Annotated in this window: 26 protein-coding genes; 15 read left to right on the forward strand and 11 right to left on the reverse strand. The window is 68.3% G+C overall.

What is annotated here, in order from left to right; genetic code table 11:
* A complete protein-coding gene (locus H0X91_RS24265; RefSeq protein WP_006488139.1) occupies positions 1–225 on the forward strand; it encodes a helix-turn-helix domain-containing protein in 225 nt (74 codons plus the stop codon).
* A gap of 70 nt (positions 226–295) precedes the next feature.
* Positions 296–898, forward strand: a complete 603-nt coding sequence (locus tag H0X91_RS24270; protein ID WP_330165489.1) for a hypothetical protein — start codon at positions 296–298, stop codon at positions 896–898.
* Positions 899–946: 48 nt separating this feature from the next.
* Here H0X91_RS24270 and H0X91_RS24275 read toward each other — a convergent pair whose 3' ends face one another.
* The 4 genes from H0X91_RS24275 to H0X91_RS24290 form a co-directional block, all read right to left on the reverse strand.
* Entirely contained in the window at positions 947–1975 is a 1029-nt protein-coding gene (locus H0X91_RS24275; RefSeq protein ID WP_006497208.1) for a MerR family transcriptional regulator, read from the reverse strand.
* A 124-nt stretch (positions 1976–2099) separates the two neighbouring features.
* Positions 2100–3665, reverse strand: a complete 1566-nt coding sequence (locus H0X91_RS24280) for an efflux transporter outer membrane subunit (protein ID WP_196433414.1) — start codon at positions 3663–3665, stop codon at positions 2100–2102.
* Between the two features lie 2 nt (positions 3666–3667).
* Complete coding sequence (locus H0X91_RS24285; protein WP_006489712.1) at positions 3668–6814, reverse strand: efflux RND transporter permease subunit; 3147 nt, start codon at positions 6812–6814, stop codon at positions 3668–3670.
* The gene (locus H0X91_RS24290; RefSeq protein WP_006497210.1) at positions 6811–7920 is read right to left on the reverse strand and encodes an efflux RND transporter periplasmic adaptor subunit; all 1110 of its coding nucleotides are present in this window, start codon (positions 7918–7920) and stop codon (positions 6811–6813) included. The genes H0X91_RS24285 and H0X91_RS24290 overlap by 4 nt, the downstream gene beginning before the upstream one ends.
* Before the next feature lie 189 nt (positions 7921–8109).
* Here H0X91_RS24290 and H0X91_RS24295 point away from each other — a divergent pair, with 189 nt between their 5' ends.
* The gene (locus H0X91_RS24295) at positions 8110–8730 is read left to right on the forward strand and encodes a TetR/AcrR family transcriptional regulator (RefSeq protein ID WP_006491184.1); all 621 of its coding nucleotides are present in this window, start codon (positions 8110–8112) and stop codon (positions 8728–8730) included.
* Positions 8731–8766: 36 nt separating this feature from the next.
* Here the strand turns inward: H0X91_RS24295 and H0X91_RS24300 are convergent, their stop codons facing one another.
* Both H0X91_RS24300 and H0X91_RS24305 read right to left on the reverse strand, forming a co-directional pair.
* Positions 8767–10500: a ClcB-like voltage-gated chloride channel protein gene (locus H0X91_RS24300; RefSeq protein WP_006491181.1), complete on the reverse strand. Its 1734-nt coding sequence runs from the start codon at positions 10498–10500 to the stop codon at positions 8767–8769.
* Between the two features lie 103 nt (positions 10501–10603).
* The gene (locus tag H0X91_RS24305) at positions 10604–11680 is read right to left on the reverse strand and encodes a YeiH family protein (protein ID WP_034201738.1); all 1077 of its coding nucleotides are present in this window, start codon (positions 11678–11680) and stop codon (positions 10604–10606) included.
* 112 nt (positions 11681–11792) lie between these two features.
* Here H0X91_RS24305 and H0X91_RS24310 point away from each other — a divergent pair, with 112 nt between their 5' ends.
* The 8 genes from H0X91_RS24310 (at position 11793) to H0X91_RS24345 (ending at position 19596) form a co-directional block, all read left to right on the forward strand.
* Complete coding sequence (locus H0X91_RS24310; RefSeq protein ID WP_006491186.1) at positions 11793–12686, forward strand: LysR family transcriptional regulator; 894 nt, start codon at positions 11793–11795, stop codon at positions 12684–12686.
* Between the two features lie 161 nt (positions 12687–12847).
* Complete coding sequence (locus H0X91_RS24315) at positions 12848–13612, forward strand: TIM barrel protein (protein WP_196433415.1); 765 nt, start codon at positions 12848–12850, stop codon at positions 13610–13612.
* 28 nt (positions 13613–13640) lie between these two features.
* A complete protein-coding gene (locus H0X91_RS24320; protein WP_006491178.1) occupies positions 13641–14633 on the forward strand; it encodes a sugar kinase in 993 nt (330 codons plus the stop codon).
* A 115-nt stretch (positions 14634–14748) separates the two neighbouring features.
* Positions 14749–16029 carry an MFS transporter gene (locus H0X91_RS24325; protein WP_006493476.1) on the forward strand — a complete coding sequence of 427 codons (1281 nt, stop codon included), beginning with the start codon at positions 14749–14751 and terminating at the stop codon, positions 16027–16029.
* A 4-nt stretch (positions 16030–16033) separates the two neighbouring features.
* Positions 16034–16999, forward strand: coding sequence for an NAD(P)-dependent oxidoreductase (locus H0X91_RS24330; RefSeq protein WP_048986698.1), 966 nt, complete (start codon positions 16034–16036; stop codon positions 16997–16999).
* 332 nt (positions 17000–17331) lie between these two features.
* The gene (locus tag H0X91_RS24335) at positions 17332–18375 is read left to right on the forward strand and encodes a LacI family DNA-binding transcriptional regulator (RefSeq protein WP_196433416.1); all 1044 of its coding nucleotides are present in this window, start codon (positions 17332–17334) and stop codon (positions 18373–18375) included.
* A 55-nt stretch (positions 18376–18430) separates the two neighbouring features.
* Positions 18431–19219 (forward strand): YhfC family intramembrane metalloprotease, encoded by a 789-nt coding sequence (locus H0X91_RS24340; RefSeq protein ID WP_196433417.1) that lies wholly within the window; start codon positions 18431–18433, stop codon positions 19217–19219.
* A gap of 14 nt (positions 19220–19233) precedes the next feature.
* Positions 19234–19596, forward strand: coding sequence for a DUF3022 domain-containing protein (locus H0X91_RS24345; RefSeq protein ID WP_006491177.1), 363 nt, complete (start codon positions 19234–19236; stop codon positions 19594–19596).
* A 33-nt stretch (positions 19597–19629) separates the two neighbouring features.
* On the opposite strand, the gene H0X91_RS24350 is transcribed toward H0X91_RS24345, so the two are convergent.
* Together H0X91_RS24350 and H0X91_RS24355 are read right to left on the reverse strand one after the other, a co-directional pair.
* Positions 19630–20061 (reverse strand): PGDYG domain-containing protein, encoded by a 432-nt coding sequence (locus tag H0X91_RS24350; RefSeq protein WP_006491182.1) that lies wholly within the window; start codon positions 20059–20061, stop codon positions 19630–19632.
* 135 nt (positions 20062–20196) lie between these two features.
* Positions 20197–20769 carry a Spy/CpxP family protein refolding chaperone gene (locus tag H0X91_RS24355; RefSeq protein WP_196433418.1) on the reverse strand — a complete coding sequence of 191 codons (573 nt, stop codon included), beginning with the start codon at positions 20767–20769 and terminating at the stop codon, positions 20197–20199.
* A 250-nt stretch (positions 20770–21019) separates the two neighbouring features.
* On the opposite strand from H0X91_RS24355, the gene H0X91_RS24360 reads away from it, so the two are divergent.
* Entirely contained in the window at positions 21020–21484 is a 465-nt protein-coding gene (locus tag H0X91_RS24360; RefSeq protein WP_006481526.1) for an Lrp/AsnC family transcriptional regulator, read from the forward strand.
* 497 nt (positions 21485–21981) lie between these two features.
* Positions 21982–23082, forward strand: a complete 1101-nt coding sequence (locus H0X91_RS24365; protein WP_196433419.1) for a saccharopine dehydrogenase family protein — start codon at positions 21982–21984, stop codon at positions 23080–23082.
* A 117-nt stretch (positions 23083–23199) separates the two neighbouring features.
* On the opposite strand, the gene H0X91_RS24370 is transcribed toward H0X91_RS24365, so the two are convergent.
* Positions 23200–23817 (reverse strand): AAA family ATPase, encoded by a 618-nt coding sequence (locus tag H0X91_RS24370; RefSeq protein ID WP_196433420.1) that lies wholly within the window; start codon positions 23815–23817, stop codon positions 23200–23202.
* Positions 23814–23960 (reverse strand): cytochrome bd-I oxidase subunit CydX, encoded by a 147-nt coding sequence (gene cydX, locus H0X91_RS24375; protein ID WP_196433421.1) that lies wholly within the window; start codon positions 23958–23960, stop codon positions 23814–23816. Before cydX ends, H0X91_RS24370 begins: the two co-directional genes overlap by 4 nt.
* 200 nt (positions 23961–24160) lie before the next feature.
* On the opposite strand from cydX, the gene corA reads away from it, so the two are divergent.
* The gene (corA, locus tag H0X91_RS24380; protein WP_006475972.1) at positions 24161–25138 is read left to right on the forward strand and encodes a magnesium/cobalt transporter CorA; all 978 of its coding nucleotides are present in this window, start codon (positions 24161–24163) and stop codon (positions 25136–25138) included.
* Between the two features lie 7 nt (positions 25139–25145).
* On the opposite strand, the gene H0X91_RS24385 is transcribed toward corA, so the two are convergent.
* Positions 25146–25439 carry a YciI-like protein gene (locus tag H0X91_RS24385; protein ID WP_006481522.1) on the reverse strand — a complete coding sequence of 98 codons (294 nt, stop codon included), beginning with the start codon at positions 25437–25439 and terminating at the stop codon, positions 25146–25148.
* Positions 25440–25897: 458 nt separating this feature from the next.
* Between H0X91_RS24385 and H0X91_RS24390 the strand changes: the two genes are divergently transcribed.
* Entirely contained in the window at positions 25898–26386 is a 489-nt protein-coding gene (locus tag H0X91_RS24390; protein ID WP_059723782.1) for an aminoacyl-tRNA deacylase, read from the forward strand.
* Positions 26387–26700: the final 314 nt, after the last annotated feature.

The raw sequence follows: 26700 nt of genomic DNA on the forward strand, positions 1-26700 counted from the left end.
ATGACGATCGTAGTCAAGCTCGACGTGATGCTCGCGACGCGCAAGGTCCGCTCGAAGGATCTGGCGGCAGCCGTCGGCATCACCGAACAGAATCTGTCGCTGCTCAAGCAGGGGAAGGTCAAGGGCATCCGCTTCGCGACGCTCGAGGCGATCTGCCGTTATCTCGACTGCCAGCCGGGCGACCTGCTCGCATTCAGCGATGACGGCGGCGGCGAGCCCGACTGACGCAGCGCGCACGCGGCGTGTCGATGCGGGCGGGCGCCGTCGGTCGCGCGTGGTTGCGCTGGCCGTCGCGGTGTCCGTATCGATCCACGTGGCCGGATGGTTCGTGCTGCAATGGGCGCCGCGGCCGGCCGGCCCGAACACCGGCGAGAAGCCGCGGATCGCGCTGCGTGTCGAGTGGATTCCCGCGCGACCGGCGCCCGCGGTGATCGCACGCGAGGCCGGGCGGGCCGGCCCGAGCCCGGGCAGGCGCGGCACCGGACAATCGGCGAAACGTTCCGCGGCGGTGGCGGATGCGCGTAGGGCGGCGCGTTCGTCTCCGGATGCGCCGGGTACGTCGCGCAGGCCAAGCGAAACCCGCGCCGGCCCAAGCACGGCCGCACGCGATGGCCCTCCGGCCACCGCTGCAAGCGCCGATCTCGACTGGCGTCGCGATCTGGACGCGATCGGTGCACGGCAACGCGCGGCGCGCAGTCCGGCGCAGGCGGCGGTCGGCGCGTTGGGCGCATCGTCGGGCGGCGCGGCGCCGCGTCGTCGCACCGTCGATGCACAGCTGGCCGACGGGATATCGGGCGCGCGTCGTGCCGATTGCCGGCATGCGTACGCGGGTGCAGGCCTGCTCGCGTTGCCGATGCTCGCGCTGGACGCGGTTCGCGATACCGACTGCCAATGGTGAAACGGGCGGCACACGGGAATCCATGTGCCGCCCGCGCGAATTATGCGATCAGCGCGCCGGCGCCAGCTGCGCCATCGCTTCGCGCACGAAACCGAGCAGCGTGTCGTCGGTCCACGAATCCTTCGTCAGCGCCGGCTCGTTCATCAGCGCGTGGCGGAATTTCGCATGCGTGGCCGGATCGTGGCCCGCGTAGCTGCAGAACAGCTCGAGCCAGCGCTGCGCGAGCGCGCGGCCGTGCGGCGAATCGGGCCGCGTGCCCGCATCGATCGCGTCGCGCACGTCGGCCATCAGTTGCGGCCATTCCATCGCGCGTTCGGCGTAGTGCGCGCGCATGAAGCGGATCTCGTCCGGCGTGAGGTATTTCTCGAAGAGCCGCATCTTCGTTTCCGACGAAGCGCGCAGCACATAGTCGCGCAACGCGGTCGAAATGCCGATCTTCGACTGCATCGACGGTTCGTGCTCGTGCATCAGGTTCAGCTTCGCGAGCAAGCGCGGATCGTTGTTCGTGTCGCGCACCAGCAGCGCCATCCAGCGCGCGGCGAGCGCACGGACGCGCTCGTCCTCGGCGGGCACGCCCGCATCGTGCAGCGCACGCACGTCGGCAACGAGCGCGATCCATTCCGCGTCGCCCGCCTGGCTCTTCTGGTACATCGGCAGGCGCGCGAGTTCTTCCTCGGAAAAATATTTGTCGTACACGGTCATCAACTCCAGTGTGGTGAGCCAATCGGCCAGTTCCGGCTCGGTGCCCGCCGTGAGCTGCGCATGCAGGCTCACGAGCCGTTCGCGCAGCTGCGCGGTTTGCGCGAGCTGGCGGTCGAGCGACGCGATCTGTTTCGCGACGACATCGACGAGCGGGGTGCCGGGCCGGTTCAGGTAGTCGCCGATTTCGGCGAGCGACAGTCCGAAGCGACGCAGGGCCTGGATCTGGTGGAGCCGGGCGATGTCGTCGCGGTCGTACAGCCGGTAGCCGTTGTCGGCGCGCGCCGAAGGCGTCAGCAGGCCGATTGCGTGATAGTGATGAAGCGTGCGGACGGTCAGCCCGCTGCGTTTCGCCAGTTCTCCCACTTTCAGCCGCATTCGTTCCTCCGTTCGGTGCGCACACTGGAGTCTCGAACGTTACGCTACGTGAGGGTCAAGCGGAAGATCGGCGATCGGACGCGCGTGTCGGGAATCCGTACGCGCGTCCGATCGAAGGGGCCGGCTATTGCGCCGAAGGGGCGGCCGCGGGCGTGGCGGCGCGTGCCTGCGTGCCGGCCGTGCCGTCGCCGGCCGCGTGGCCGGTTTCAGCGGACTTGTCGCCGGTGTCGGCCGGCGGCGTGCCCATCGCCTGGTACAGCCGCGCGGTATCCGCGAACCGGGCGCCGGTCGCCCGAATCTCGTCGAGCCGCGCATTGCGGTACTGCAACTCGCTCGCGCGCGCGGCCGACGGCGGCAGCGCGCCGAGCCGCACGCGAGCCGCCGCGTCGTCGTACGCGCCCCGCGCGGACAGCGCGGCGCGCGACGACGCCTCGAGCGCCTCCGCGTCGTGCTCGAGCGCCGCGAGCGAATCGGCGACGTTCTGGAACGCGCCGAGCACCGCCTGCTTGTACTGGTCGACCGCGGCCTCGTAGGTCGCCTTCGCCGCGCGGCGCTGGGCGAGCAGCGCGCCGCCGTGAAAGATCGGCTGGCTCAGCGACGCGCCAACGTTCCAGATCGCGCCGGCGCCCGACAGCATCGCCGGCCAGCTGAAGCCGCCTTTGCCCATCGCCGCCGACAGCGACAGTTGCGGAAACATCTGTGCGGTCGCGAGGCCCACTTCGGCGGCGGCGGCCTTCAGCCCCGCGTCGGCGGCCTGGATGTCCGGGCGGCTTCGCAGCAGGTCCGACGGCACGACGACGGGCACCTGCTCGGGCAGGTGCAGATCGGTGAGCGCGAGATCGGCCGGCGGCCGGTCGGGCGTGCGGCCGACCAGCACCGCGAGCGCATGGCGGGCCGAGTCGCGCTGCTGGCGCAGCGCGGGCAGGCTCGCCGCGAACGTGTCGGCGCTTTGCCGGGCGTTCAGCGCGTCGCCGCGCGAGGCCGAACCGAGCGCGTGGCGTCGCTCGGCGTCGTGCGCCTGGTCGTTCGCGAGCGCGACGAGCCGCTCGGTCGTGTCGATCTGCGCATTGAGCACCGACACGGTGATCGACGCGGTGACGATGTTCGCGGCCAGCGCGCGCCGCGCGGATTCGAGCTGGAACGCGCTGACGTCGACGCGTTTCGCGAGCGCGCGGTTCGCGAAGCGCGACACGCCGAACAGGTCGACCGTATAGCTCGCCTGCAATTGCCCGACGAACGTGTCGTACAGCAGCGTCGGCGCGCCGAGCGCGGGAATCGGCACGCCGAGCGCGCGCTGGCGCGTGGCCTGGCCGCCCGCGTCGATCGACGGCAGCATCGAGCTGCCGATCTGTCCGCGCAACTGTTCGCGCGCGGCATCCAGCGAATGCGACGCCGCGCTCAGCGTCGGGCTGTTGCGCAGCCCTTCTTCGACGAGCGCGTTCAGCGCGTCGGAACGGTACTGTTTCCACCAGTCCGGCACCGGCTGCGCGCCGACCTCGAACTGCTGCGCGACGCCGTGCGCGGACACGGTCTGCTGGACTTGCGGCGCGGCGCCGTAGTGCGCGGGCGCCGGCATCGCGGGCGGCTCGCCGCTCGGCGCGAACCATGCGCAGCCCGCGAGCGGGGCGGCGATGCTCGCCACCGCGAGCGCGCGTGCGGCTTTCGTTTTCAGGGTCATCGATCGATCCATGGTCAGGCTCCCGACGGCGCGGCAGGCGTGCCGCCTGGCGGCGGGCCGTCCTGCGGGTCGCGTTCGTCGCGCTTCACGCGGAACCACGTCGCGTACAGCGCAGGCAGGTAGAACAGTGTCAGCACGGTCGCGCTCGTGATGCCGCCCATCAGCGCGGTCGCCATCGGCCCGAAGAAGTTCGAGCGCAGCAGCGGGATCAGCGCGAGCACCGCGGCCGCGGCCGTGAGCGTGATCGGCCGGAAGCGCCGCACGGTCGCGCCGATGATCGCGTCGACGCGACCGTGGCCGACCGCGATGTCCTGCTCGATCTGGTCGACCAGGATCACCGAGTTGCGCATGATGATCCCGAACATCGCGATCACGCCGAGCATCGCGACGAAGCCGAACGGCTGGCCGAACAGCAGCAGCGTCGCGACCACGCCGATCAGCCCGAGCGGCGCGGTCAGCACGACCATCAGCACGCGCGAGAAGCTCTGCAGCTGGATCATCAGCAGCGTGAACACGGCGATCGCCATCAGCGGCATCTGCGCGTTGATCGACTTCTGCGCCTTCGCGCTTTCCTCGACCGAGCCGCCGATGTTGATCTGATAGCCGACCGGCAACTGCGCGCGCAGCGCATTCAGCTTCGCGTCGACCGCATGCGTGACGTCGATGCCCTGCGCGCCGGCGCGCACGTCCGACTGCACGGTGATGGTCGGCTGGCGGTCGCGCTCCCACACGACGCCGTATTCGAGCGTCGGCGTGAAGCGGCCGAGCGAGCCGAGCGGCACGGGGCCGTTCGGCGTCGGCAGCGCGAGGCCCGCGAGTTTCGCCGGATCGACGCGGTCGGCCCGCGGCGCGCGCAGGTCGACGGCGATCAGCTTGTCGCGCTCGCGATACTGCGTGACCGTCGTGCCGGACAGCGTCATCGCGAGGAAGCTCGACACGTCCTGCGACGTGACGTTCAGCTCGCGCGCCTTCTTCTGGTCGAGCGCGAAGCGCACCGAGCGTTCGGCCGGTTCGTCCCAGTCGAACTGCACGTTGACCGTGCGCGCATCGCCGCGCATCGTCGCCGCGACCTTCTCGGCGATCGAGCGGACCGTCGCGATGCTGTCGCCGCTCACGCGGAACTGCACCGGATAGCCGACCGGCGGGCCGTTCTCGAGCCGCGACAGGCGCCAGCGCACGGCCGGGAACGTGTCGCGCAGCGTGGTTTCGAGCCAGGTCGCGAGCTTCTCGCGATCCTCGACTGATTTCGCGGTGATCACGAACTGCGCGAAGTTCGGCAGTTGCAACTGCTGGTCGAGCGGCAGGTAGAAGCGCGGCGCGCCGCTGCCGACGAAGTTCACCGCATGGTCGATCTCGGGACGCTTGTCGATCACTTTTTCCAGGCGCTCCGTCTCGCGCAGCGTCGCCGCGAACGACGCACCTTCGGGCAGCCGCAGGTCGACCAGCAGCTCGGGCCGGTCGGAGCTCGGGAAGAACTGCTGCGGCACCAGCGAGAAGCCCATCAGCGCGGCGACGAACAGCGCGCCCGTGATCAGCAGCACGACGAAGCGCCGCTCGATGCACCAGTCGATCCAGCCGCGCAGCCGCCGGTAGAAGCGGGTGTCGTAGATGTCGTGCTCGTGATCGTCGGGCAGGTGCGCCTCGTGCGCGTGGCGCTTGCGCTCGGGCAGCATGTGATAGCCCAGCAGCGGGATCAGCACGACGGCCGCGAACCACGATGCGATCAGCGCGATCGCCGACACCTCGAAGATCGAGCGCGTGTATTCGCCGGTGCTCGATTTCGCGAGCGCGATCGGCAGGAAGCCCGACACCGTGACGAGCGTGCCCGTCAGCATCGGGAACGCGGTGCTGGTGTACGCGAACGCGGCGGCGCGCGCGCGGCTGTAGCCCTGTTCGAGCTTCACGGCCATCATCTCGACCGCGATGATCGCGTCGTCGACGAGCAGCCCGAGCGCCAGCACGAGCGTGCCGAGCGACACCTTGTGCAACCCGATGTCGAACAGGTACATGAACAGCGCGGTGACCGCGAGCACGACCGGAATCGAGATCACGACGACCATCCCGGTACGCAGCCCGAGCGACACGAGGCTCACGACCAGCACGATCGCGACCGCTTCGGCGACGGCTTCGAGGAAGTCGTCGACCGAATGCGCGACCGCGTGCGGCATGCTCGACACCAGCGTCAGCTTCAGGCCTGCCGGCAGTTGCGCCTGCAAGTCCTTCGATTCGGCGTCGAGCGCCTTGCCGAGCCGGATCACGTCGCCGCCCGGCTGCATCGTCACGCCGATGCCGAGCACGGCATGGCCGTTGGTTCGCATCTGTGTAACCTGCGGATCGTCGTAGCCGCGTTTCACGGTCGCGAGATCGCCGAGCCGGAACGTGCGGCCGTTGATGCGGATCAGCGTGTCGGCGATCGCGGCGACGTTGTCGAACTGGCCGCTCGGCCGCACGAACACGCGATCGTCGGCGGTCGTCAGCACGCCGGTCGACGAGATGTCGTTCTGCGCGTTGATCGCCTGCCCGAGCTGCTGCGGCGAGATGCCGAGGCGCGTGAGCTGCGCGTTGTTGACCTCGATGAAGATCCGCTGGTCGGGGTCGCCGAAATAGTCGACCTTGCCGACGCCCGGCACGCGCAGCAGCACGGTGCGCAACTGGTCCGCGTAGTCGTGCAGTTGCGCGGGCGTGAAGCCGTCGCCCTCGAGCGTCCAGATGTTGGTGTAGACGTCGCCGAATTCGTCGTTGAAGAACGGGCCCTGCACGCCGGGTGGCAGCGTGTAGCCGATGTCGCCCACCTTCTTGCGGATCTGATACCAGGTGTCGGGCACGTCCTTCACGGGCGCCGAGTCCTTCATCGTGAAGAAAATCAGCGATTCGCCGGGACGCGAATAGCTGCGCAGGAAGTCGATGGCCGGCGTTTCCTGCAGCTTGCGGCCGATCCGGTCGGTCACCTGTTCCTGCACCTGCCGTGCGCTCGCGCCGGGCCAGAAGGTCCGGATCACCATCACGCGGAACGTGAACGGCGGGTCTTCGGATTGCGCGAGCCGCGTATAGGCGAGGATGCCCGCGAGCGTCGCGAGCGCGATCAGGTAGACGACCAGCGCCTGGTGGCGCAGCGCCCATGCGGACAGGTTGAAGCGGCCTTCTTCGTGGGAGACGCTCACGATGCGAAGTCCTCCGGATGCAGCGGCGCGATCGCGCGCACCTTCTCGCCCGCGCTGACCGTATGCACGCCCTGCAGCACGACGCGCTCGCCCGGCTGCAGCCCATGCGACACGGTAACGGTGCGCTCGTTGAAGCGCGCGACGTCGACGCGGCGCAACTCGAGCGTGTCGTCCTTCGTGCGTACGACCCACACGGCCGGTTGCGCGCCGTCGTGGAACAGCGCGGTCGCGGGCAGCGTGATCGGCTGCGCGTCGCCGGCGACCGGTGCGCCGTCGAACGCGACGTCCGCGGTCATCCCGAGCCGGATCGCCGGATCAGGCGTGCCGAGCGTGAGCTTCACGCGGTAGGTGCGGCTTTGCGGATCGGCGGCCGGCGCGATTTCGCGCACCTTCGCGGCGAACTGGCGGCCCGGCAGCGACGGCAGCGTGACGCTGGCCGTGTGGCCGGGTGCGAGCGACGCGAGCGCGGCTTCGGGCACGTCGCTGACCACATCGACATCGCCCGACCACGCGAGCTGGTAGACCGGCTGGCCGGCCGACACGTTCTGGCCGGTATCGGCCTGTTCGGCGGTGATGGTGCCCGCATGGTCGGCGACGAGCGTCGCGTAGCGGAGCTGGTTCTTCGCGAGCGCGAGCTGCTGCTGCGCCTGGTCGCGCTGCGCGAGCGCCGACGTGTAGCTGTTCTGCGTCTGTTCGAGCTGCGCGGTCGCGATCAGGTTTTCGCGGGCTTGCGCGCGATCGCGGTCGAGCTGCTGCTTCGCGAACGCGAGGCTGTGCGTCGCGGCATCGAGTTGCGCCTGCGCACTCGCGGCGTTCTTCTCGACGTCGGACGGATCGAGCAGCGCGACGACCTGGCCGACTTTCACCGTATCGCCGAGCCGCACCCGGCGCTCGATGATCTTGCCGGCGATGCGGAACGACAGCGGAGTCGCATAGCGCGGCTGGATGTCGCCGGGCAACGTGCGCGCGGCCGCGGCGGTGTCGGCCCGCGCGGGCAGCGCGACGACGGGGCGCGGGGCGGGCGGCGCGGATTCTTTTGGATGACAGGCGGCAAGGACGAGCGCGGCGCCGATCAGCAGCGCGGCGCGGGAACCGGAGCGATTCACGAAACCCCCAGGTGAGGTGGAGCGGAACGAGGCCGGCAAGCGCGGCGGGCGCTTGCCCCAGAACGGCGCCGGCATCGGCGCACGCGGACAGACGGACAACATTTTGAGAAACTGTGGCGGATTCTAATACATACCTGTATCTGAATGCAAAAATGAATCCGAAAGGGAAAGGATGCTAGACTGCGCGCCATGAAACCACAGCGCTTAACTCGTGAGCAGAGCAGGGACCAGACGCGCGAACGTCTGCTGAAAGCCGCGCATCGCATCTTTATGAAGAAAGGCTATGTGGCCGCGAGCGTCGAGGACATTGCCGCGGCGGCCGGCTATACGCGTGGCGCGTTCTACTCGAACTTCCGCAGCAAGTCCGATTTGTTGCTGGAGCTGCTGGAGCGCGATCACGCGGCGGTGCGGGCCGACTTCGAGGTGATTTTCGAAGGCGGCGGCACGCGCGAGCAGATGGAATCGATGGCGCTCGCGTATTACCGGACGCTGTTTCGCGACGACGAGTACTCGCTGCTGTGGGGCGAGGCGAAGCTGCAGGCGGCGCGCGACGCGAAGTTCCGCGTGCGCTTCAACCAGTTCCTGCACGGCAAGCGCGTGCAGATGGCCGAATTCATCCAGCGCTTCGCCGAGCGCGCGGGTACGCCGCTGCTGTTGCCGGCCGACACGCTCGCGTTCGGGTTGATGTGCCTGTGCGACGGCGTGCAGTCGTATTACACGGCCGATCCGCAGCACGTGTCGGCCGACGTGGCCGAATCGGTGCTCGCGGGGTTCTTCGCACGGGTCGTGCTGGGGCGTGCGCCGGACTGACCGGCGCGGGCGGGGCGGGCGGTTTGGCGGCGCGCGTCAGCGTTCGCCGGTCATCCGCCGGTACGCGTCGAGCAGCGACGTCTTGTAGACGACGCCCGCGAGCGTCGGCTCGGCTTCGCTTTCGATCACCGGCAGGCGTTCGCCCTGGAACGCCATGAAGCGTTCGAGCGCGGTCGCGAGCGGCATGTCCGGCGTGAGCAGCGGAAACGGCGTGTGCGCGTAGTGTGCGGCCGTCTTGTCGGTCGTGTCGCGCTTGTCGAGCAGGTCCGACGTGATGTCCTTCAGCGCGACCGCGCCGCGGAAGCGCCCGGCGTCGTCGGTCACGTACAGGTACTTCACCGGATATTCGAGAAACACGCGGGTCATGTCGGCGACGCTCGCGGTGAGCGGCACGACCGTCTGCGCGGGCTGGATCAGCTCGCGCATCTGCGTGGTGCGCAGCCGCTGTCGCTCCTGCGCGTCCTGGTAGTGGTGCTGCGTGATTTCGTACATCGACGTCGTGCCGGTCGCGCGCGCGACGAAATACGCGAACACGCACGACACCAGCAGCGGCAGCACGACCTGATAGCTCAGCGTCATCTCGAAGATCATCAGGATCGCCATCAGCGGCGCCTGCGTGGCGCCCGCCATGAACGCGCCCATCCCGACGATCGCGTACGCGAAATACGCGGACGTATGGCCGGGCCACAGCGCGTCCATCGCGAGCCCGAATAGCGAGCCGAACACGGCGCCGACGAACAGCGTCGGCGTGAACACGCCGCCGATCGCGCCGGAGCCGGCGGTCGCGGCGGTCGCGATCACCTTGAACACGAGGACCGCGACGAGCGCTTGCCAGGTCCACGGCGCATGGAGGATGTGGTTCACGACGCTGTAGCCGTTGCCCCACACGTCCGGAATCCACACCGAGATCACCCCGACGACGAGGCCGCCGAGCGCGAGCCGCACGGGCAACGGCACCGGCAGCCGCTTGAACTGCGTCTTCGACGCGTCGAGCAGGTGCAGGAACTGCGGCGCGAGCACCCCGCACAGCGCGCCGAGCACGACGAACAGCAGCACCTCGGGGCCGGTCACGGCCGGAAACACCGGCATCTCGTACGGCGGCCGGTAGCCGGCGAATTCGCGCATCACGATGTTCGCGACGACCGACGCGACCACCATCGGCCCGAAGCTTTCCATCGCGATCGTGCCGAGCACGATCTCCGACACGAAAAAGGCGCCGGCGATCGGCGCGTTGTACGCGGACGTGATACCGGCCGCCGCGCCGCACGCGACCAGCAGGCGCAGGCGCGGCGGGTCGAAGTGCGCGAAGCGGCCGACGAGCGACGCGGCGAGCGCCGCGAGCTGCACCATCGGGCCTTCGCGGCCGATCGAGCCGCCGCTGCCGATCGTCAGCAGCGACGACACGCTGCGCCACAGGCTCTGCCGCACCGGCACGACGCCGTTGCCGAGCGCGACCGATTCCATGTAGTCGGTCTTGGCGGCCTGCTTGTCGCCGCGCGTCGCAAGCAGCAGCACGCAGCCGGCGAGGAAACCGCCGGCGGCCGGCATCCAGAACCGCACGTACCACGGCAGGCTCTTCGCCATCTGCACGAAGCTGCCGCTGTGCCCCGAGATCAGGCGCTGCATCAGGTCGATGCCTTCGCGGAACGCCATCGTGGCAAAGGCGCCGCCGACGCCGACGATGGCCGACCAGATCAGCATCGTATGGGCGTCCGACAGGCGGAACAGCGTTTGGGCGCGAGTGCGCAGCTTCAGCAGGAACGAGAGCACGGCTGAAAGGGGGCGATGGAAAACGACGCGAAGCATAGCACTGCGCCGCGCCCGCGGGACCTCCCCGGCGGGCGCGGCGCGCGAACCGTCACGGACATGCGGCTCAGCCAAGCCAGTGCTGCACGGCCCAGGTGATCCCGTAGCCGCCGGCGATCAGCCACACGTACAGGATCAGGCCAGTCATCAGCGCCCGCGGGCCGGCCGCGCGGATCTGCGCGACGCGGGTCTCGATGCCGAGCGCGGTCATGGCCATCGTGAGCGCGAAGGTGTCGAGCACGTTCAGCGTATGCGTGACGTCCGTGGGCAGCACGTTCAGCGAATTGACGATCACGAAGCCGAGGAAGCCGAGCGCGAACCACGGCACCGCCACCTTGCGCTTGCCTTGCGCGCCGCCGGCCGCGTCGTGACCCGCGCGGGCCGAGCGGGCGAGCCACCAGCCGAGCGCGAGCAGCACCGGGACCAGCAGCATCACGCGCGTCATCTTCACGATCGTCGCGACGTGCGCGACCTCCGGGCTGATGTCGCTCGCCGCGCCGACCACCTGCGCGACTTCGTGGATCGTGCCGCCGAAGAACAGGCCGAGGCCGGCCGGATCGAGGTTCAGTAGCCCGGCGTGATAGGCGAGCGGATACAGGAACATCGACAGCGTGCCGAACAGCACGACGCTGCCCACGGCCATCGCGCTCTGGTGCGGCTTCGACTGCAGCGTCGACTCGAACGCGAGCACGGCGGCCGCGCCGCAGATCGCGCTGCCGGCGGCGGTCAGCAGCGCGGCGTCGCGGTCGAGCTTCATCAGCTTCATGCCGGCCCAGGTGCCGATCACGAGCGTGCTGACGACGACCAGCACCGAGACCGTGAGGCCCGGCAGCCCGACCTGCGCGATTTCCTGCAGGCTCACGCGCAACCCGAAGAACGCGACCGCGATGCGCAGCAGCTTGCGTGCGGAGAAATTGACGCCGGCCGCCCAGCTGGCCGGCATGCCGTCGCGCAGGCCGTTGCCGTACAGCGCACCGGCGACGATGCCGACGATCAGCGGCGACAGGCCGAGCCCCGCGATCGCGGGAAGCTGGGACAGGCTCGTGACGGCGGCGGCGAACAGCGCGACGAACAGCACGCCGTTCAACTGGCCGCGCATCGACGGCGCGGCATGGCTGAGATGGGGAGTCGGAGCAGTGGACATGGAAGCACCGTGATGGAGCGTGTTGCGATGCTGCAATCCTAATTTTGTTATATCGATATGAAAAATTGTGATTTGTGACGTAAACTATCCGGAAAGCCGATAATTTATCCCCATGACCCCGGATCAACTGATAACGTTTGCCGCCGTCGCCGAGCATCTGAACATCAGCCACGCTGCCGTGGCGCTGCACCTGTCGCAGCCGGCCGTGTCGGGCCAGTTGCGGCTGCTGCAGGACGAATTCGGCGAGCCGCTGTACCAGCGCGACGGCCGCGGCATCCGCCTGACGCCGGTCGGCGAGCAACTCGCGCAGTACGCGAAGGCGCAGCGCGACACGTTCGCGCAGGCGCGTGCGTTTCGCGATGCGGTGCGCGGACTGGAAGCCGGCACGCTGCGGATCGGCGCGAGCACGACGCCCGCGAGCTATCTGCTGCCGTACCTGATCGCGGCGTTCCAGCCGCGCGCGCCGCGCGTGTCGATCCAGACGATGAGCGGCAATACGGCCGACGTGGTCGCGGCGCTGCCGTCGCTCGACATCGCGCTGATCGAAGGGCCGCCCGGCGAGGCGCTGCCGCCGGGCACCGCCGTGCACGCGTGGCACGAGGACGAGATCGTCGCGATCGTGCCGGCCGGCCATCCGCTCGCGGCGTCCGGCTACGACGCGGGCGTGACGCTCGACGCGCTGGCCGCGCATCCGCTCGTGCTGCGCGAGGCGGGCTCCGCGGTGCGGCAACTCGTCGAGCGCGCGTTCGCGCATGGCGGCGCGCCGATGCGCGTCGCGTTCGAGATCGCCGGGGTCGAGGCCGTGAAGGAGGCCGTGCGCGCGGGGATGGGCGTCGGCTTCGTGTCCGCGATGTCGCTGCGTCACCAGGATGCGGCGCTCGTGCTGCGCTCGCTCGCGCCCGCGCCGCTCACGCGGCATTTCTCCATTCTCGTGCCGCATGGCGGCGCCCCGTCGCGGGTCGCCGCGCAATTCCTCGAAATGAGTCTCGCGCAGGATCTCGCGTAGACGGCCGACGCCGCGCCGGGAACGGGCGTTGCGCGCCGTGCGGCGCGGATTCGCGCGGTGCGCGGTCTTAGGGATTTCCTCTATGGCGTGGGCCTGACGCGAAGCGCACCATCCGTCTCAAGCAAATGGAACCGGTTCCATTCCGGTTTAAAAAGGGCAAAATGGCAGACATCGTGATCGTGGCGAGCGCATTCGGGATGGACCGGGTGCGCCAGGAGAGCCACAGTGCATTCATCGCGACCGTGGCGGCATCCGGTGCGACCGGTTTCGAGGTGCGGCGCGAACTGTTCGCGTCGGACGACGACACGGCGCCCGGCGCGCTGGCCGCGCTCGGCGCGCTGATCAGCGGCCACGGGCTGTGGTCGGTCTATTCGACACCGGACTCGCTGTATACGGACACCGGTGCGCTCGACACCGACGCATTGCGCGACGCGCTCGCGCAAGCCGACGCGCTCGGCGCGCGCTTCGTCAAATTCCAGCTCGGCGGCTTCGCCGGCGACGCGCACGCGGCCGAGATCGTCGCGCTGTCGCGCGGCGCGCGGGCCCGCGTGGTGGTCGAGAACGGCCAGCTCGAGGTCGGCGGCGCGTTCGCGCAGTTCCGCGGGCTGTTCGACGCGCTGGCCGACGCCGGCATGCCCGACGCGCTCGGCATGACGTTCGACATCGGCAACTGGCAGTGGCGCGGCGAAGCGCCGCTCGACTGCGCGCAGGTGCTCGCGCCGCATGTGGAATACATTCATTGCAAGGCCATCGAAGGCGAGGGCGCGCGTCGTTTCGCCGCCGCGCCGGCGCCGAACGATCCGCTCGTGACCGCCGTGCTCGCGGCGCTGCCGCAGCATGCGCCGCGCGGCATCGAGTTTCCGTTCGACGCGGCCGACCTGGCCGGCGATGCCTGCCGGCGCGTCGCGTGGCTCGCGACCGCGTGACGGCAGCAGGATCCTGAGGAGTTCAGTCATGAAAGCAGCACTCGATGTCGTGACCTACGGCGAAGCGATGGCGATGTTCGTCGCGACGGAGCCGGGCCACCTCGCGCACGCCGGGCAATTCGCGAAGCGGATCGCCGGCGCCGACCTGAATGTCGCGATCGGTCTGTCGCGGCTCGGCTTCCGGGTCGGCTGGATGAGCCGGGTCGGCCGCGATTCGTTCGGCCGCTACGTGCTCGACACGCTGGCGCGCGAGGGCATCGACGCGTCGTGCGTGACCGTCGACCCGCGTTACCCGACCGGTTTCCAACTGAAGTCGCGCAACGACGACGGCAGCGACCCGACCGTCGAATACTTCCGCAAGGGCTCGGCGGCGAGCCACCTGTCGTGCGACGACTACGTGGCCGACTACGTGCTCGGCGCGCGCCACCTGCATCTGACGGGCGTCGCGCCGGCGATCTCCGCGACCTCGTGCGAACTCGCGTTCCAGCTCGCGCGCGAGATGCGGGCGGCCGGCAAGACGATTTCGTTCGACCCGAACCTGCGCCCGACGCTGTGGCCGTCCGCCGACGTGATGGCGAAGACGCTGAACGCGCTCGCGACGCTCGCCGACTGGGTGCTGCCGGGCCTCGCCGAAGGGCGGCAACTCACCGGGCACGACACGCCGGCCGACATCGCGGGCTTCTATCTCGCGCAGGGCGCGCGCGGCGTCGTGATCAAGCTCGGCGAGCAGGGCGCGTATTTCCGCACGGCCGACGGCCGCGAGGGCACGGTCGCCGGCGAGCGCGTCGAGCGGGTCGTCGATACGGTCGGCGCCGGCGACGGCTTCGCGGTCGGCGTGGTCAGCGCGCTGCTCGAAGGGCGCGGCATCGAGCAGGCGGTCGCGCGGGGCAACCGGATCGGCGCGCTCGCGATCCAGGTGATCGGCGATTCGGAAGGACTGCCGACGCGCGACGCGCTCGACCGGCTCGAAAACGTCAGCAATCGCGCCGATCGCTTAGAGGAAACCGTCACCGCGCAATGAGAGGCCGGACACGGCACAATCCGCGGATCCATTTCGTGCGCGACGCACAGTCATTTTGTTCGAGGCCGGGCCGGCGCCAGTGCGCCCACTCCGGTCCATATACGGAGACACTCTCATGGCAGCCAATCTCGCAGCGCGCCGGTGGTGGACGATCATGCCGATCGTCTTCATCACGTACAGCCTCGCTTACCTCGACCGCGCGAACTACGGGTTCGCGGCGGCGGCCGGCATCAACCAGGATCTCGGGATCAGCAAGGGCCTGTCGTCGCTGATCGGCGCGCTGTTCTTCCTCGGCTACTTCTTCTTCCAGATTCCCGGCGCGATCTACGCGGAACGCCGCAGCGTGAAGAAGCTCGTGTTCGTCAGCCTCGTGCTGTGGGGCGCGTGCGCGGCCCTGACCGGCGTGGTCAGCAACATCCCGTCGCTGATGGCGATCCGCTTCGTGCTCGGCGTCGTCGAGGCGGCCGTGATGCCGGCGATGCTGATCTACATCAGCAACTGGTTCACGAAGAACGAGCGCTCGCGGGCGAACACGTTCCTGATCCTCGGCAACCCGGTCACCGTGCTGTGGATGTCGATCGTGTCGGGTTATCTCGTGCACGAGTTCGGCTGGCGTCACATGTTCATCGCCGAAGGCGTGCCGGCCGTCATCTGGGCCGTGTGCTGGTGGTGCCTCGTGCAGGACAAGCCGGCCGATTCGCCGTGGCTCAGCGCGCAGGAAAAGCGCGACCTCGACGCCGCGCTCGCGGCCGAGCAGGCGGCGATCAAGCCGGTGCGCAACTATGGCGAGGCGTTCCGTTCGCCGGCCGTGATCAAGCTGTGCGCGCAATATTTCTGCTGGAGCATCGGCGTGTACGGCTTCGTGCTGTGGCTGCCGTCGATCGTGAAGAACGGTTCCGACCTCGGGATGGTCGCGACCGGCTGGCTGTCCGCGCTGCCGTACCTCGCGGCGACGATCGCGATGCTCGCCGCGTCGTGGGCGTCCGACAAGGTCGGCTCGCGCCGCGGTTTCGTGTGGCCGTTCCTGCTGGTCGGCGCGGCCGCGTTCGCCGCGTCGTACGCGCTCGGCTCGTCGCATTTCTGGATCTCGTATGCGCTGCTGGTCGTCGCGGGCGCCGCGATGTATGCGCCGTACGGCCCGTTCTTCGCGATCGTGCCGGAACTGCTGCCGAAGAACGTCGCCGGCGGCGCGATGGCGCTGATCAACAGCATGGGTGCGCTCGGCTCGTTCGTCGGTTCGTACTTCGTCGGCTACCTGAACGGTGCGACCGGGTCGCCCGTCGCGTCGTATGCATTCATGAGCGCCGCGCTCGTCGCCGCGGTGATCCTCACGCTGTCCGTCAAACCCCAGGCGCGCGATGCGCATCCGCTCGCCGCGCCGCTGCAAGGAAAATGAAACGATGAAGCCCCGTATCGTCGCGTACAAGCCGCTGCCCGATGACGTTCTCGCGTACCTGCGCGAGCATGCGGACGTCGCGCAGGCCGACGGCGCCGACGCGCTCGCCGCCGCGCTCGGCGACGCGGACGGCGCGATCGGCGCGAGCCTGAAGGTCACGCCGCAGATGCTCGATCGGGCGCCGCGGCTGAAGGCGTGGTCGACGATCTCGGTCGGCTACGACAACTTCGACGTCGCCGATTTCACGCGGCGCGGCATCGTGCTCGCGCATACGCCCGACGTGCTGACCGAGTCGACGGCCGATACGGTGTTTTCGCTGATCCTGGCCTCCGCGCGGCGCGTGGTCGAACTGGCCGAATGGGTGAAGGCCGGCAACTGGCATCGCAGCATCGGTCCGGACCTGTACGGCACCGACGTGCAGGGCAAGACGCTCGGCATCGTCGGGCTCGGGCGGATCGGCGGCGCGGTCGCGCGCCGCGCGGCGCTCGGCTTCCGGATGCAGGTGCTGTACGCGAACCGGTCCGCGCATGCCGAGGCGGAGACGCAGTACGGCGCACGGCGCGTGACGCTCGACGCGCTGCTCGCGCAGTCGGATTTCGTGTGCCTGCAGGTGCCGCTGTCGCCCGATACGCGCCACCTGATCGGCGCACCCGAATTCGCGAAGATGAAGCGCAGCGCGATCCTGATCAACGCGTCGCGCGGGCCCGTCGTCGACGAAGCCGCGCTGGTCGACGCGCTGCGCGCGGGGACGATCCGCGCCGCGGGGCTCGACGTGTTCGAGAAGGAGCCGCTGCCGGCCGATTCGCCGTTGCTGCAGATGAAGAACGTCGTCGCGCTGCCGCATATCGGCTCGGCGACGCACGAGACGCGCCATGCGATGGCGCGCTGCGCCGCGGAAAACCTGGTCGGCGCGCTGGCCGGCACGCTGCGCACGAATCTCGTCAATCCGGATGCGCTGGCGCACGCCTGAACCGCGTCCGGCAACGGGCCGGCAGGGGGCCGGCGCCGTTAGAGTCGATGATCTTGGTGCCGGAGGGCTGGCTGCGTTATGATCGCCCGCTCTCGTCGCATCGACGACCGGCCACGCGGCCGGCGGCGTCGCGCGGCGGGCATCCGCGCCAGGTCCGGTGCGGCCGACTGCTGTAGCACGCGATGGGCGGGCGCTGATCGACCGCGCAGCACCGGGCCAGCGCAGGCGCCGACGCGCCGGGACAGGGAAGGCCGCCGGTTGGCTTACGTTTCCAACAACAAAGGTCCGTCTGCTCACGAAGCGGCGCGGATCGTACGTCGCGAGGCACGACAGTGACCGATTCGCAACCTTCCACGACGCGTCCGGCGACGATCAGCGACGTCGCGCGCGAGGCCGGCACGGGCAAGACCAGCGTTTCGCGCTACCTGAACGGCGAGACGCATGTGCTGTCCGTCGATCTGCGCCAGCGGATCGAGGCGGCCATCGCGCGGCTCAACTACCGGCCGAACCAGATGGCGCGCGGGCTCAAGCGCGGCCGCAACCGGCTGCTCGGCATGCTCGCGGCCGACCTGACCAATCCCTACACCGTCGAAGTGTTGCAGGGCGTCGAGGCCGCGTGCCATGCGCTCGGCTACATGCCGCTCATCTGTCACGCGGCGAACGAAGTCGAGATGGAGCGCCGCTTCCTGCAGTTGCTCACGACTTACCGCGTCGAAGGGCTGATCGTCAACGCGCTGGGCGCCGAGGAAGACGTGCTGCGGCCGCTGCGCGGCGCGGGCATTCCGGCCGTGCTCGTCGACCGCACGGTCGAGGGCTTCGAGGCCGACCTGATCGGCCTCGACAACACCGACGCGATCGAGACGGCGCTCGCGCACCTGGTCGAGCGCGGTTTCGACGCGATCCACTTCGTCGTGCAACCGTTCGAGCAGGTCAGCTCGCGGCGCGTGCGCGAGGCCGCGTTCCGCGCGGCGCTGGCCGCGCGCGGGCTGGCGGTGCCGTCGACGGTCGTGCTCGACCTGAACGAACCCGACGCGGCCGCGGCGGCGCTCGCCGACGTCGATGCCCGCATCGACGACGCGGCCCGGCGCGGCGTGCGCGCGGCGCTGTTCGCCGCGAATGCGCCGGTCGCGCTGGCGATCGCGCGCCACCTGCGCGCGCGCTTCGGCGCCGCGTGGCAACAGAAGGCGGCGCTGCTGTCGATCGACGACCCGGAATGGGCCGAGCTGATCGGCATCACGACGATCCGTCAGCCGACCTACGAAATCGGCTACAAGGCCGTCGAATTCGTGCACGAGCGGATCGACGGCGCGGCGGGCGACGTGCGCGTCGCGATGCTGCCCGGCGAGCTGATTGCACGCGCGTCCACCGCAAGCTGAGTATCATTCGGGGCACGCGGCGCTTCAGGCGCGCTGCTTCGAACCAAGGAACTCCATGACTGTCGCTCCCGTCACGCTGGCGGCGCTGATCGCCGCCACGCTGATCATCGCGCTGCTGCCGCTCGTCCTCTACCGCATCCTGCGCAAGCCGCTTGCGCTCAACCGCCGCGACACGATCGTCGGTGTCGCCGTCTTCACGCTGTTCGCGATGATTCTCGAGCGCGCGTTCCACGGGCTCGTGCTGAGTCACACGCCCGAGGACGGCTGGCTGACGCAGCCGCTCGCGTTCGTCGCGTACAGCGCGCTCGCGACCGCCGTATTCGAGGAAGTCGGCCGCTATCTCGGGATGCGCGTCCTGAACCGTCGCTATGGCGCATCGGCCGGCGATGGCCGCGGGATCGGCTACGGAATCGGCCATGGCGGTGCCGAAGCGTGGTTCGTCGGCGTGCTCGTGTGGGGCCAGTGGTCGTATCTCGCGTGGCTCGCGAGCCGCGGCCAGCTCGAGACGCAGTTGTCGGACCTGCCGGTCGACACCGTGGTGCGGCTGCACATGATGCTCGCGACGCTGTCGGCCCAGTCGATCCTGCTGTTGCTGCTCGAACGCTGCGCGGCGTTCGCGGTGCAACTGGCGTTGTCGGTGCTGGTGTGGCGCGGCCTGCGTGCCGGCCGACTGGCCGTGTTGCCGCTCGCGATCGTGCTGCATGCGCTCGCGGCGACGCCGACGCTGCTGTACCAGGTGCGCGTGCTGCCGGCCGCGTGGGTCGAGGCCGCGTATTTCGTGCTGGCCGCGATCCTGGTGATCGTGCTGGTGAAGACGTGCCGGCCGTCGCGCGCGGCGGCATGACGGGGGAAGACGCGATGGACGACTATCTGATCGAATGCCAGAGCGCGGAATTCGACGCGCTCGCGCGCGTGATCTGCGATCTCTTTCCGGAGCAGACGCGCTTTGTCGAAAACAGCGACGCGCGCGGGCGATTCCTGTCCGTGCAGTGGCTGGCGATGCGGTTCGGCGCGACGCCGAAGCGGATGACGCTCGACATCCGGATCGTGCCGGCCGCGCTCGCGCGCTACCTGGCGCTCAAGCCGATGCAGCGCGCGCGCAGCCATGCGGTGCTGCATGCGTATACGGAAGCGATGCTGGGTTCGCTCGAGGAGCGGCACGCGGCCGGCGAGGCCGTCGAGCGCGACGCGGAACTCGAACTCGACGAAGACTTTGCGTGAGCGACCGCGCCGGCCTCGTGCCGGCGCGGTGCATTACGCGTCGCGGTAGACCTGCGCGAAGCGCTGCGCCTGCACGACGCCGTAGTCGCCGGGCGCGTATTGCATGACCCAGTCGCCGGCGACGCCGCGCAGCGTGTCGCCGTTTTCCGAGCGGGCGATCGTAAACGGTTCGTCCATCCGCCGCGCGAGCACGACGGCCGGCCGGTTGCGATAGGCGCCCGGCGTGCCGTGCGCGAGCGCCGGATCGGCGGGCAGGTATTTGGCGTCGAAGCGCGCGCGCGATACGACCCAGCGGTCGCCGGTCGAGCCGGTGATCAACGCGTCGCCCGCGACATAACGGTTCGGGCCTTCGAGGCTCATCAGTTCGCCGTCGGCGTCCGCGAAGGACACGGCGACGGTTTCGTCCTTGACGACGCGACGGGCCTGCGGATCGGTACGCAGATCGAGTTGCTTGAGTTCGAGCATGGCGGGGAAGGGCGGGAAAGCGGGAAAGCCGGGAGCTTATCCCGAATTCGGCGCGCCGTGTGGCGCGCCGGTCGCCGATCGCGACGCGGCGCCGTTCGGCCCGGGCGGGCCGGCACGGCGCCGGTGGGGAGGGCGTCAGGGCTGCGCGGGTGCGCTCGCGGCCGGCGCGGCGGCGGCCTTGCCTTCCTTGCCCTTCGTCTTGCCCTTGCCGCGGTGCTCGCCGCCGTGGTGCAGCCAGCTGCGGAACGTCGTGTCGGCCAGCGCCTTCTGCTCGGCCGGGAAGCTCTCGTAGAGCGGCGCGAACGCGTCGGCGAGCTTCTTCGCGCCGTCGGCGTTCGCCTGCGACAGTTCCGCGTACTGTTTCATGTCGTCGAGCGCGGACATGTCGTGCTTGGCCATCCGCTCGCTGTAGAGGCGGCCCATCGTTGCGCCGTTGTCGCGCATCGTGTCGGCGAACGTCTTCCATTGCGGCTCCTGCGCCGACGTGATCTTCAATTGATCGTGCAGGTACTTGATGCGCTGCTCGATGCGCGCTTCGTGGCGTGCCGCGCGCTGCTCGGCACTCGGGGCCGACGCCGCGGCGGGCGTGGCGGCCGTCGTGGCCGTCGTGGCCGGCGCCTGGGCGCTCGCTTGCGGCTGCGCCGGGGTTTGCGCGAATGCGCTGGCTGCAACGACGAGCGTAGCGAGGGTGAGCGAGATTTTCTTCATGGTGGGCTCTCCGGGGTGGTGTCTGGCGAGCGGGCGCGGCGGCCATTGCCGCCAGCGCGCCGCTCGCGTCGCCCGCTATTAGTAGCACGTTGCATGCAGCGCGGCAGGGAATGCGACACTTGCTTACATCCGATACGAATCGAAATTGAAAGGTTCGCCGCCGGGCGATGCCGGTTGGGTGCGCCGGCGTTCGGCGCTATCATCGCGTCACTTTCCACTCCGCCGGCGCATCGCGTGCCGGCCCAGCGTCATGCGTCCACCCCGCCTCGACCAACTCGACGATCTCGACCGGCAACTCGTCGCGCTGCTGCAAGCCGATGCGCGCGCCAGCGTCGCCGATCTCGCACGCCAGCTCGACGTGGCGCGCACGACGGTCGTCGCACGCATCGCGCGGCTCGAACGCACCAACGTGATCGCCGGATACAGCGTGCGACTCGGGCAGGACGTGCTCGACGCGAGCATCTATGCGTACGTCGGGATCATCCTCACGCCGAAGTTCGGCAAGGACGTCTTGCGCAAGCTCGACCGGATGCCGGAAGTCCAGTTGCTGTGCGCGGTGAGCGGCGAGTACGACTACGTTGCGTGGCTGCGCGCCGACTCGCCGGAGCGGCTCAACGACCTGCTTGACCAGATCGGCACGCTCGAAGGCGTCGAGCGCACGACGACGTCGATCATCCTGTCGCGCAAGATCGATCGCGGGACGATCGGCGGCTGACCTGTTGCGCGCGTCGCCGCGCATGACGGCGCAAGTCCCTGCATCGCGCGGGGCGCGTTGCGTCACGGATGCGCGGCTTGAAGTCGGGTACCTGTCCGCTCGCATGCGTATTGGTCTTTGCTGTACTTCATGATCGGCACGGGCGACCGTGGTCGACCCTTCGCGCATCGCGCGCGTCTCTCCCGAATCTCCGTTCGTATTCCGCTTCGACCGACGTGCCGCATCGGACGCACGGGCCGTTCGTGCGCCCGATGTCACGCGGTGTGTCCGCGTCTTCGTCCTTGCAATATGCAACCGCCAACGGCCGGTTTGCGATCGCGTCGCTACACGATTTTTAGATGATTTGGTCGTTTCGACCAAATATGTCGTCATAACGTCGAAACTATCGGTCGTTTCGCATCATTCTTCGTCTTGGAACTGATTTTGAGCGTCCCTAAACTGTGTTCATGGCTGGACGCCGTACACCAACATCAAACCCATCATCAGGAGATAAGCGCATGAAAATCGCCATCGTCGGCGCAGGTCTGATCGGCCACACCATTGCTCACATGCTGCGCGAAACGGGCGACTACGAAGTCGTCGCGTTCGACCGCGATGCGGATGCGCTCGCGAAGCTGTCGCGCGAAGGCATCGCGACGCAACGGGTCGATTCGGCCGACGCGAATGCGATTCGCGAAGCAGTGAAGGGCTTCGATGCGCTCGTCAACGCGCTGCCTTACTACCTCGCGGTCAACGTGGCCGCCGCCGCGAAGGCTGCCGGCGTTCACTACTTCGACCTGACCGAAGACGTGCGTGCGACCCACGCGATCCGCGAACTGGCCGACGGCTCCGACCGCGCGTTCATGCCGCAGTGCGGCCTCGCGCCGGGCTTCATCGGCATCGCCGCGCACGAGCTCGTGAACGGCTTCAGCGAAGTGCGCGACGTGAAGATGCGCGTCGGCGCGCTGCCCGAGTATCCGACCAACGCGCTCAAGTACAACCTGACGTGGAGCGTCGACGGCCTGATCAACGAGTACTGCCAGCCGTGCGAAGCGATCCGCGACGGCCGCAAGCAGTGGGTGCAGCCGCTCGAAGGCCTCGAGCACTTCTCGCTCGACGGCACCGAATACGAAGCGTTCAACACGTCGGGCGGCCTCGGCACGCTGTGCGAAACGCTGTCGGGCAAGGTCGAGACGCTCGACTACAAGTCGGTGCGCTACCCGGGTCACCGCGAGCTCGTCCAGTTCCTGCTGGAAGACCTGCGCCTGTCGACCGATCGCGACACGCTGAAGTCGATCATGCGCCGCGCGGTGCCGTCGACCAAGCAGGACGTCGTGCTCGTGTTCGTCACGGTGACGGGCGTGAAGGACGGCCAGCTGGTGCAGGACGTGTTCACCCGCAAGATCTTCGCGAAGGACGTGTACGGGATGCACATGAGCGCGATCCAGATCACGACGGCCGGCGCGATGTGCGCGGTGCTGGATCTGTTCCGCGAAAAGAAGCTGCCGCAGAGCGGTTTCATCCCGCAAGAGAAGGTGTCGCTGAAGGCGTTCCTGTCGAACCGCTTCGGCAAGCTGTACGACGGCGGCACGATGGAGCGCGTGCACGCGGTTGCCTGACCGCGGTTGCCAGACCATTCCGCCAGCCTCTGGCACGAGGGCCGTACGACGCCGGGAGCGCAGCAGCGCTTCCGGCGTTGTTTTTTGCGGGAAGGGAAAGGGTGCCGGGCGGCGCGATCAGGCCGGCAGCGGCGGGACGATCGTCGCCGGTTGCGGCGGCGGCACGATGCGGTACAGCAGTGCGTCGACGTCCGCGTCCGACGGCGTGGTGTTGTCGAACATCACGATGCCGTCGCATTCGTGGCCGGTCGGCACGAAGCGGCGCTGCCGGTATTCGTCCCAGTGCGCGAGCTTGTACGCATCGTTCGGATTGGCGCGCGCGACGATCCGCTGGTGCGCGACGTCTTCCGACGTATGGACCCACACGACCGTCAGCGTGACGTCCGGCGCGATGCCGAGCCACGCGCGATCGAGGATGCGCCGGTCGCGCACTTCACGCGACAGCGGGCCGACGACGAGCGCGCCGATGCCGAGCGAGAGATTTTCGCGGGCCGTGTCGAGCAGCCCCTGGTATTCGGGATCGCGAAGATGTTTCAGATAGAGCGGGCTGTCGCGATCGTTCGGATCGTCCGCGAGCGCGCCCATCGCGGCCGCGCTGTAGCGGCCGTACAGCGTGTCCTTGTCGAGCAGGCAGAACGCCTCGCCGGTCGCGCGCATCAGCGGCCCGATGAGCCGCTTCGCGAGCGTGGTCTTGCCGGTGCCGGCGTGACCGCAGAAGAACACCAGATGCGTCACGAATACCGGCTCCCCGACCGCTGGCCCGACGTATCGCTGCGCTTGTCGCCGCGCGAGAATACTTCCACTTCCAGCCACATCGCGTTGATGATGCCGAAGCCGAGCGCCACGCCGATGCCGAGTATCCACGAGAAATACCACATAGGTCTGTCTCCTTGACGATTGGGCCGCACGGCCGTTGTGCATCGCGCAACGCAGACCCGGCGGGCCTGTGGAAGCGCGTCGACGCGCATGCTGCGGCGCACGCAGCCCGATCATGACCAATATCGGCGTGCCGCGCAAGCCGGGCCGTCCGTGCAGCAAACCGGTAAACTGATGCGCAAACCGCAACGTCACGAATACCATGCTGATCAACTGTGCTGCTTACCAGGACGGCCGCAAGCTGGCCGATATCGACATCGACGCCATCAGCGATTACGTGTCGAAGCCCGAATGCTTCGTGTGGGTCGCGCTGAAGGACCCGACGCCCGAGGAAATCGACCTGATGGGCGAGGAGTTCGGCTTGCACGAGCTGGCGCTCGAGGATGCCCGCAAGGGCCATCAGCGGCCGAAGATCGAGGAATACGGCGATTCGCTGTTCGCGGTGCTGCACACGGTCGAACTCGACGAGGACGACGAATTCAAGGTCGGCGAATTGAATGTGTTCGTCGGCCCGAATTACGTGCTGTCGATCCGCAACCATACCGAGCACGATTTCCGCGACGTGCGCAAGCGTTGCGAGCGCGAGCCGCACTTGTTGCGGGAGGGTTCGGCGTTCGTGTTCTACGCGTTGATGGACCAGGTCGTCGACCGGTATTTCCCGATCCTCGAAACGCTCGGAGCGGAACTCGAGGAACTCGAGGACCGCATCTTCGCGAAGGCGACGCCGGCGTCGTCGCGCGCGATCATCGAGGATCTCTATTCGCTGAAGCGCCGGCTCGTGCTGCTGTACCAGCACACGGCGCCGCTGATGGAGCCGCTCGCGAAGCTCACCGGCGGGCGCGTGCCGCAGGTCTGCAGCGGGATGGCGGCTTACTTCCGCGACGTGTACGACCATCTGCAGCGGATCGTGAAGACGATCGAAGGGCGTCGCGAGATGGTCGTCACGGCGATCCAGGTCAACCTCGGGATGATTTCGCTCGCGGAAAACGAGGTGACCAAGCGGCTTGGCTCGTTCGCCGCGCTGTTCGCGATACCGACGATGATCGCTGGCATCTACGGGATGAACTTCGCGAACATGCCCGAGTTGCACCTGAAATACGGGTTCTACGGCTGCATCGCGGTGATGGCCATCGCCGACCTCGCGCTGTGGTGGCGTTTCAAACGGGCAGGGTGGCTGTAGTCCGGCTTCAGGCCGGACGCGGCGCGTGCTTGCCGATCACGACGCGCCATGGTCGCACGCGCCACGATTTCACGAGGCCGTTCTGCACGTACGGATCGGCGCGCGCGAACGATTCGGCCGCTTCCGGCGAATCGCCTTCGAACACTAGCACGGCCTGGTCGGCCGGGTCCGCCAGCGCACCGGCGAGCACCAGTTCGCCGCGCTCGGTCGCCGCTTGCGCGAGTGCGAGATGCTGGGCGCGGAACGGTTCGCGCCGCGACAGGTAATCGTCGACGAGTTCGTAGATCAACTGGTAATGCATGATCGCTCCAGGAGTCGGTTTCTGCCGCGGGAGGGTGAGCGGCGGGATCAGTATAGGGCAGTGGGAAAGCCGTGGGCGGCGTGGGTTTGCCGGCGTGATCGCGGGCGTTGCTGCGCTCGTTTTTTGAATGACGTATCCCGGGCGGGTATCGTGTTGCTTTCCTGAAATGCAACTAACGGTCTAGTTTTCCCACGTCGACAAATTGCCGGACTCATTCGCGCTTGCCACACCCACGCCCGATTTGTCTACATGAAATGAGGGTCTGCCAACCGTATTCAGGGTCGGGATTTCGCATGCCGGCGAGGGCGGATGAACGGGGCGAAAAGCGACCAGAGCCGGCTGCCGGGCCGTCTGGACGGGCGCCGTGCGAGGGTGTTTCCATTGGGCCGGAATGCGACCTATGCTGAACGAATCCGGAGCGAACGCCGTTCGCCCGATTCGTCCAGACGAGGTGCGCCATGCCGGTCTCAGCCACCCTGCAGGATTGCCTGCGCCAGAAGTCATCGCGGTACGAAGTCGTGTACCACCCCTATAGCCATACGAGCATGGAGACGGCCGCCGCCGCGCATATTCCCGGCGATCGCCTCGCGAAAACCGTGCTCCTGGAGGACGCCGAAGGCTACGTCGCCGCCGTATTGCCGACGACGCACGCCGTGCGCCTGTCGGATCTCTGGGTGAAGACGGGGCGCCATCTCGTGCTCGCCCGGGAGGTCGAGTTGCGCGAGCTGTTCAAGGATTGCGACATGGGCGCGCTGCCGCCGGTCTGCATGGCGTACGGGATGAAGACGTTTCTCGAGGAACGCCTCGCGCAGCAGCCGGAAGTCTATTTCGAGGCCGGCGACCATGAAGCGCTGATTCACATGATGCAGGACGAATTCCTGATGCTGATGGAGACGGCCGAGCGCGCGCATTTTTCGCACCGAATGCAGGGAATGATGTTGTCCTGATGCGGGCGGGTTGTGGCCGTCGATTCGGGGCGGTCCGGAGATCGCCCGGGATGGTTGTGTGTCCGGGGAAATGGGTGCTGTGGGCGGCCGGTGAGGTGCGATTCGGGGCTTTGTCTGGCGGCGATGTTAGACGGGTTGCCGAGTAAATTTCATATTTGACATAATCATAATTATCGACAAATTGGGGTGTAGTAGCTTTTTAGAAATGTCGTGTTCTAGCCATTTAGAAATGTCGCATTTGGACCTCGGTAAGCTTGCCGGTTCCCCGTCAGATCATGGAGCCGACGATGCACCGAACAGCTCTGGTGACATTG

It is taken from the genome of Burkholderia sp. 9777_1386 (assembly GCF_015712265.1).
GTDB lineage: Bacteria > Pseudomonadota > Gammaproteobacteria > Burkholderiales > Burkholderiaceae > Burkholderia > Burkholderia cenocepacia.

What these genes read in the sequence shown, in the direction of transcription:
- H0X91_RS24265 (WP_006488139.1), top strand. Translation starts at nt 1, where the DNA reads ATGACGATCGTAGTCAAGCTCGACGTGATGCTCGCGACGCGCAAGGTC.
- H0X91_RS24275 (WP_006497208.1), bottom strand. Translation starts at nt 1,975, where the DNA reads ATGCGGCTGAAAGTGGGAGAACTGGCGAAACGCAGCGGGCTGACCGTC.
- H0X91_RS24280 (WP_196433414.1), bottom strand. Translation starts at nt 3,665, where the DNA reads ATGGATCGATCGATGACCCTGAAAACGAAAGCCGCACGCGCGCTCGCG.
- H0X91_RS24295 (WP_006491184.1), top strand. Translation starts at nt 8,110, where the DNA reads ATGAAACCACAGCGCTTAACTCGTGAGCAGAGCAGGGACCAGACGCGC.
- H0X91_RS24305 (WP_034201738.1), bottom strand. Translation starts at nt 11,680, where the DNA reads ATGTCCACTGCTCCGACTCCCCATCTCAGCCATGCCGCGCCGTCGATG.
- H0X91_RS24310 (WP_006491186.1), top strand. Translation starts at nt 11,793, where the DNA reads ATGACCCCGGATCAACTGATAACGTTTGCCGCCGTCGCCGAGCATCTG.
- H0X91_RS24315 (WP_196433415.1), top strand. Translation starts at nt 12,848, where the DNA reads ATGGCAGACATCGTGATCGTGGCGAGCGCATTCGGGATGGACCGGGTG.
- H0X91_RS24320 (WP_006491178.1), top strand. Translation starts at nt 13,641, where the DNA reads ATGAAAGCAGCACTCGATGTCGTGACCTACGGCGAAGCGATGGCGATG.
- H0X91_RS24325 (WP_006493476.1), top strand. Translation starts at nt 14,749, where the DNA reads ATGGCAGCCAATCTCGCAGCGCGCCGGTGGTGGACGATCATGCCGATC.
- H0X91_RS24330 (WP_048986698.1), top strand. Translation starts at nt 16,034, where the DNA reads ATGAAGCCCCGTATCGTCGCGTACAAGCCGCTGCCCGATGACGTTCTC.
- H0X91_RS24340 (WP_196433417.1), top strand. Translation starts at nt 18,431, where the DNA reads ATGACTGTCGCTCCCGTCACGCTGGCGGCGCTGATCGCCGCCACGCTG.
- H0X91_RS24345 (WP_006491177.1), top strand. Translation starts at nt 19,234, where the DNA reads ATGGACGACTATCTGATCGAATGCCAGAGCGCGGAATTCGACGCGCTC.
- H0X91_RS24350 (WP_006491182.1), bottom strand. Translation starts at nt 20,061, where the DNA reads ATGCTCGAACTCAAGCAACTCGATCTGCGTACCGATCCGCAGGCCCGT.
- H0X91_RS24355 (WP_196433418.1), bottom strand. Translation starts at nt 20,769, where the DNA reads ATGAAGAAAATCTCGCTCACCCTCGCTACGCTCGTCGTTGCAGCCAGC.
- H0X91_RS24360 (WP_006481526.1), top strand. Translation starts at nt 21,020, where the DNA reads ATGCGTCCACCCCGCCTCGACCAACTCGACGATCTCGACCGGCAACTC.
- H0X91_RS24365 (WP_196433419.1), top strand. Translation starts at nt 21,982, where the DNA reads ATGAAAATCGCCATCGTCGGCGCAGGTCTGATCGGCCACACCATTGCT.
- cydX (WP_196433421.1), bottom strand. Translation starts at nt 23,960, where the DNA reads ATGTGGTATTTCTCGTGGATACTCGGCATCGGCGTGGCGCTCGGCTTC.
- corA (WP_006475972.1), top strand. Translation starts at nt 24,161, where the DNA reads ATGCTGATCAACTGTGCTGCTTACCAGGACGGCCGCAAGCTGGCCGAT.
- H0X91_RS24385 (WP_006481522.1), bottom strand. Translation starts at nt 25,439, where the DNA reads ATGCATTACCAGTTGATCTACGAACTCGTCGACGATTACCTGTCGCGG.
- H0X91_RS24390 (WP_059723782.1), top strand. Translation starts at nt 25,898, where the DNA reads ATGCCGGTCTCAGCCACCCTGCAGGATTGCCTGCGCCAGAAGTCATCG.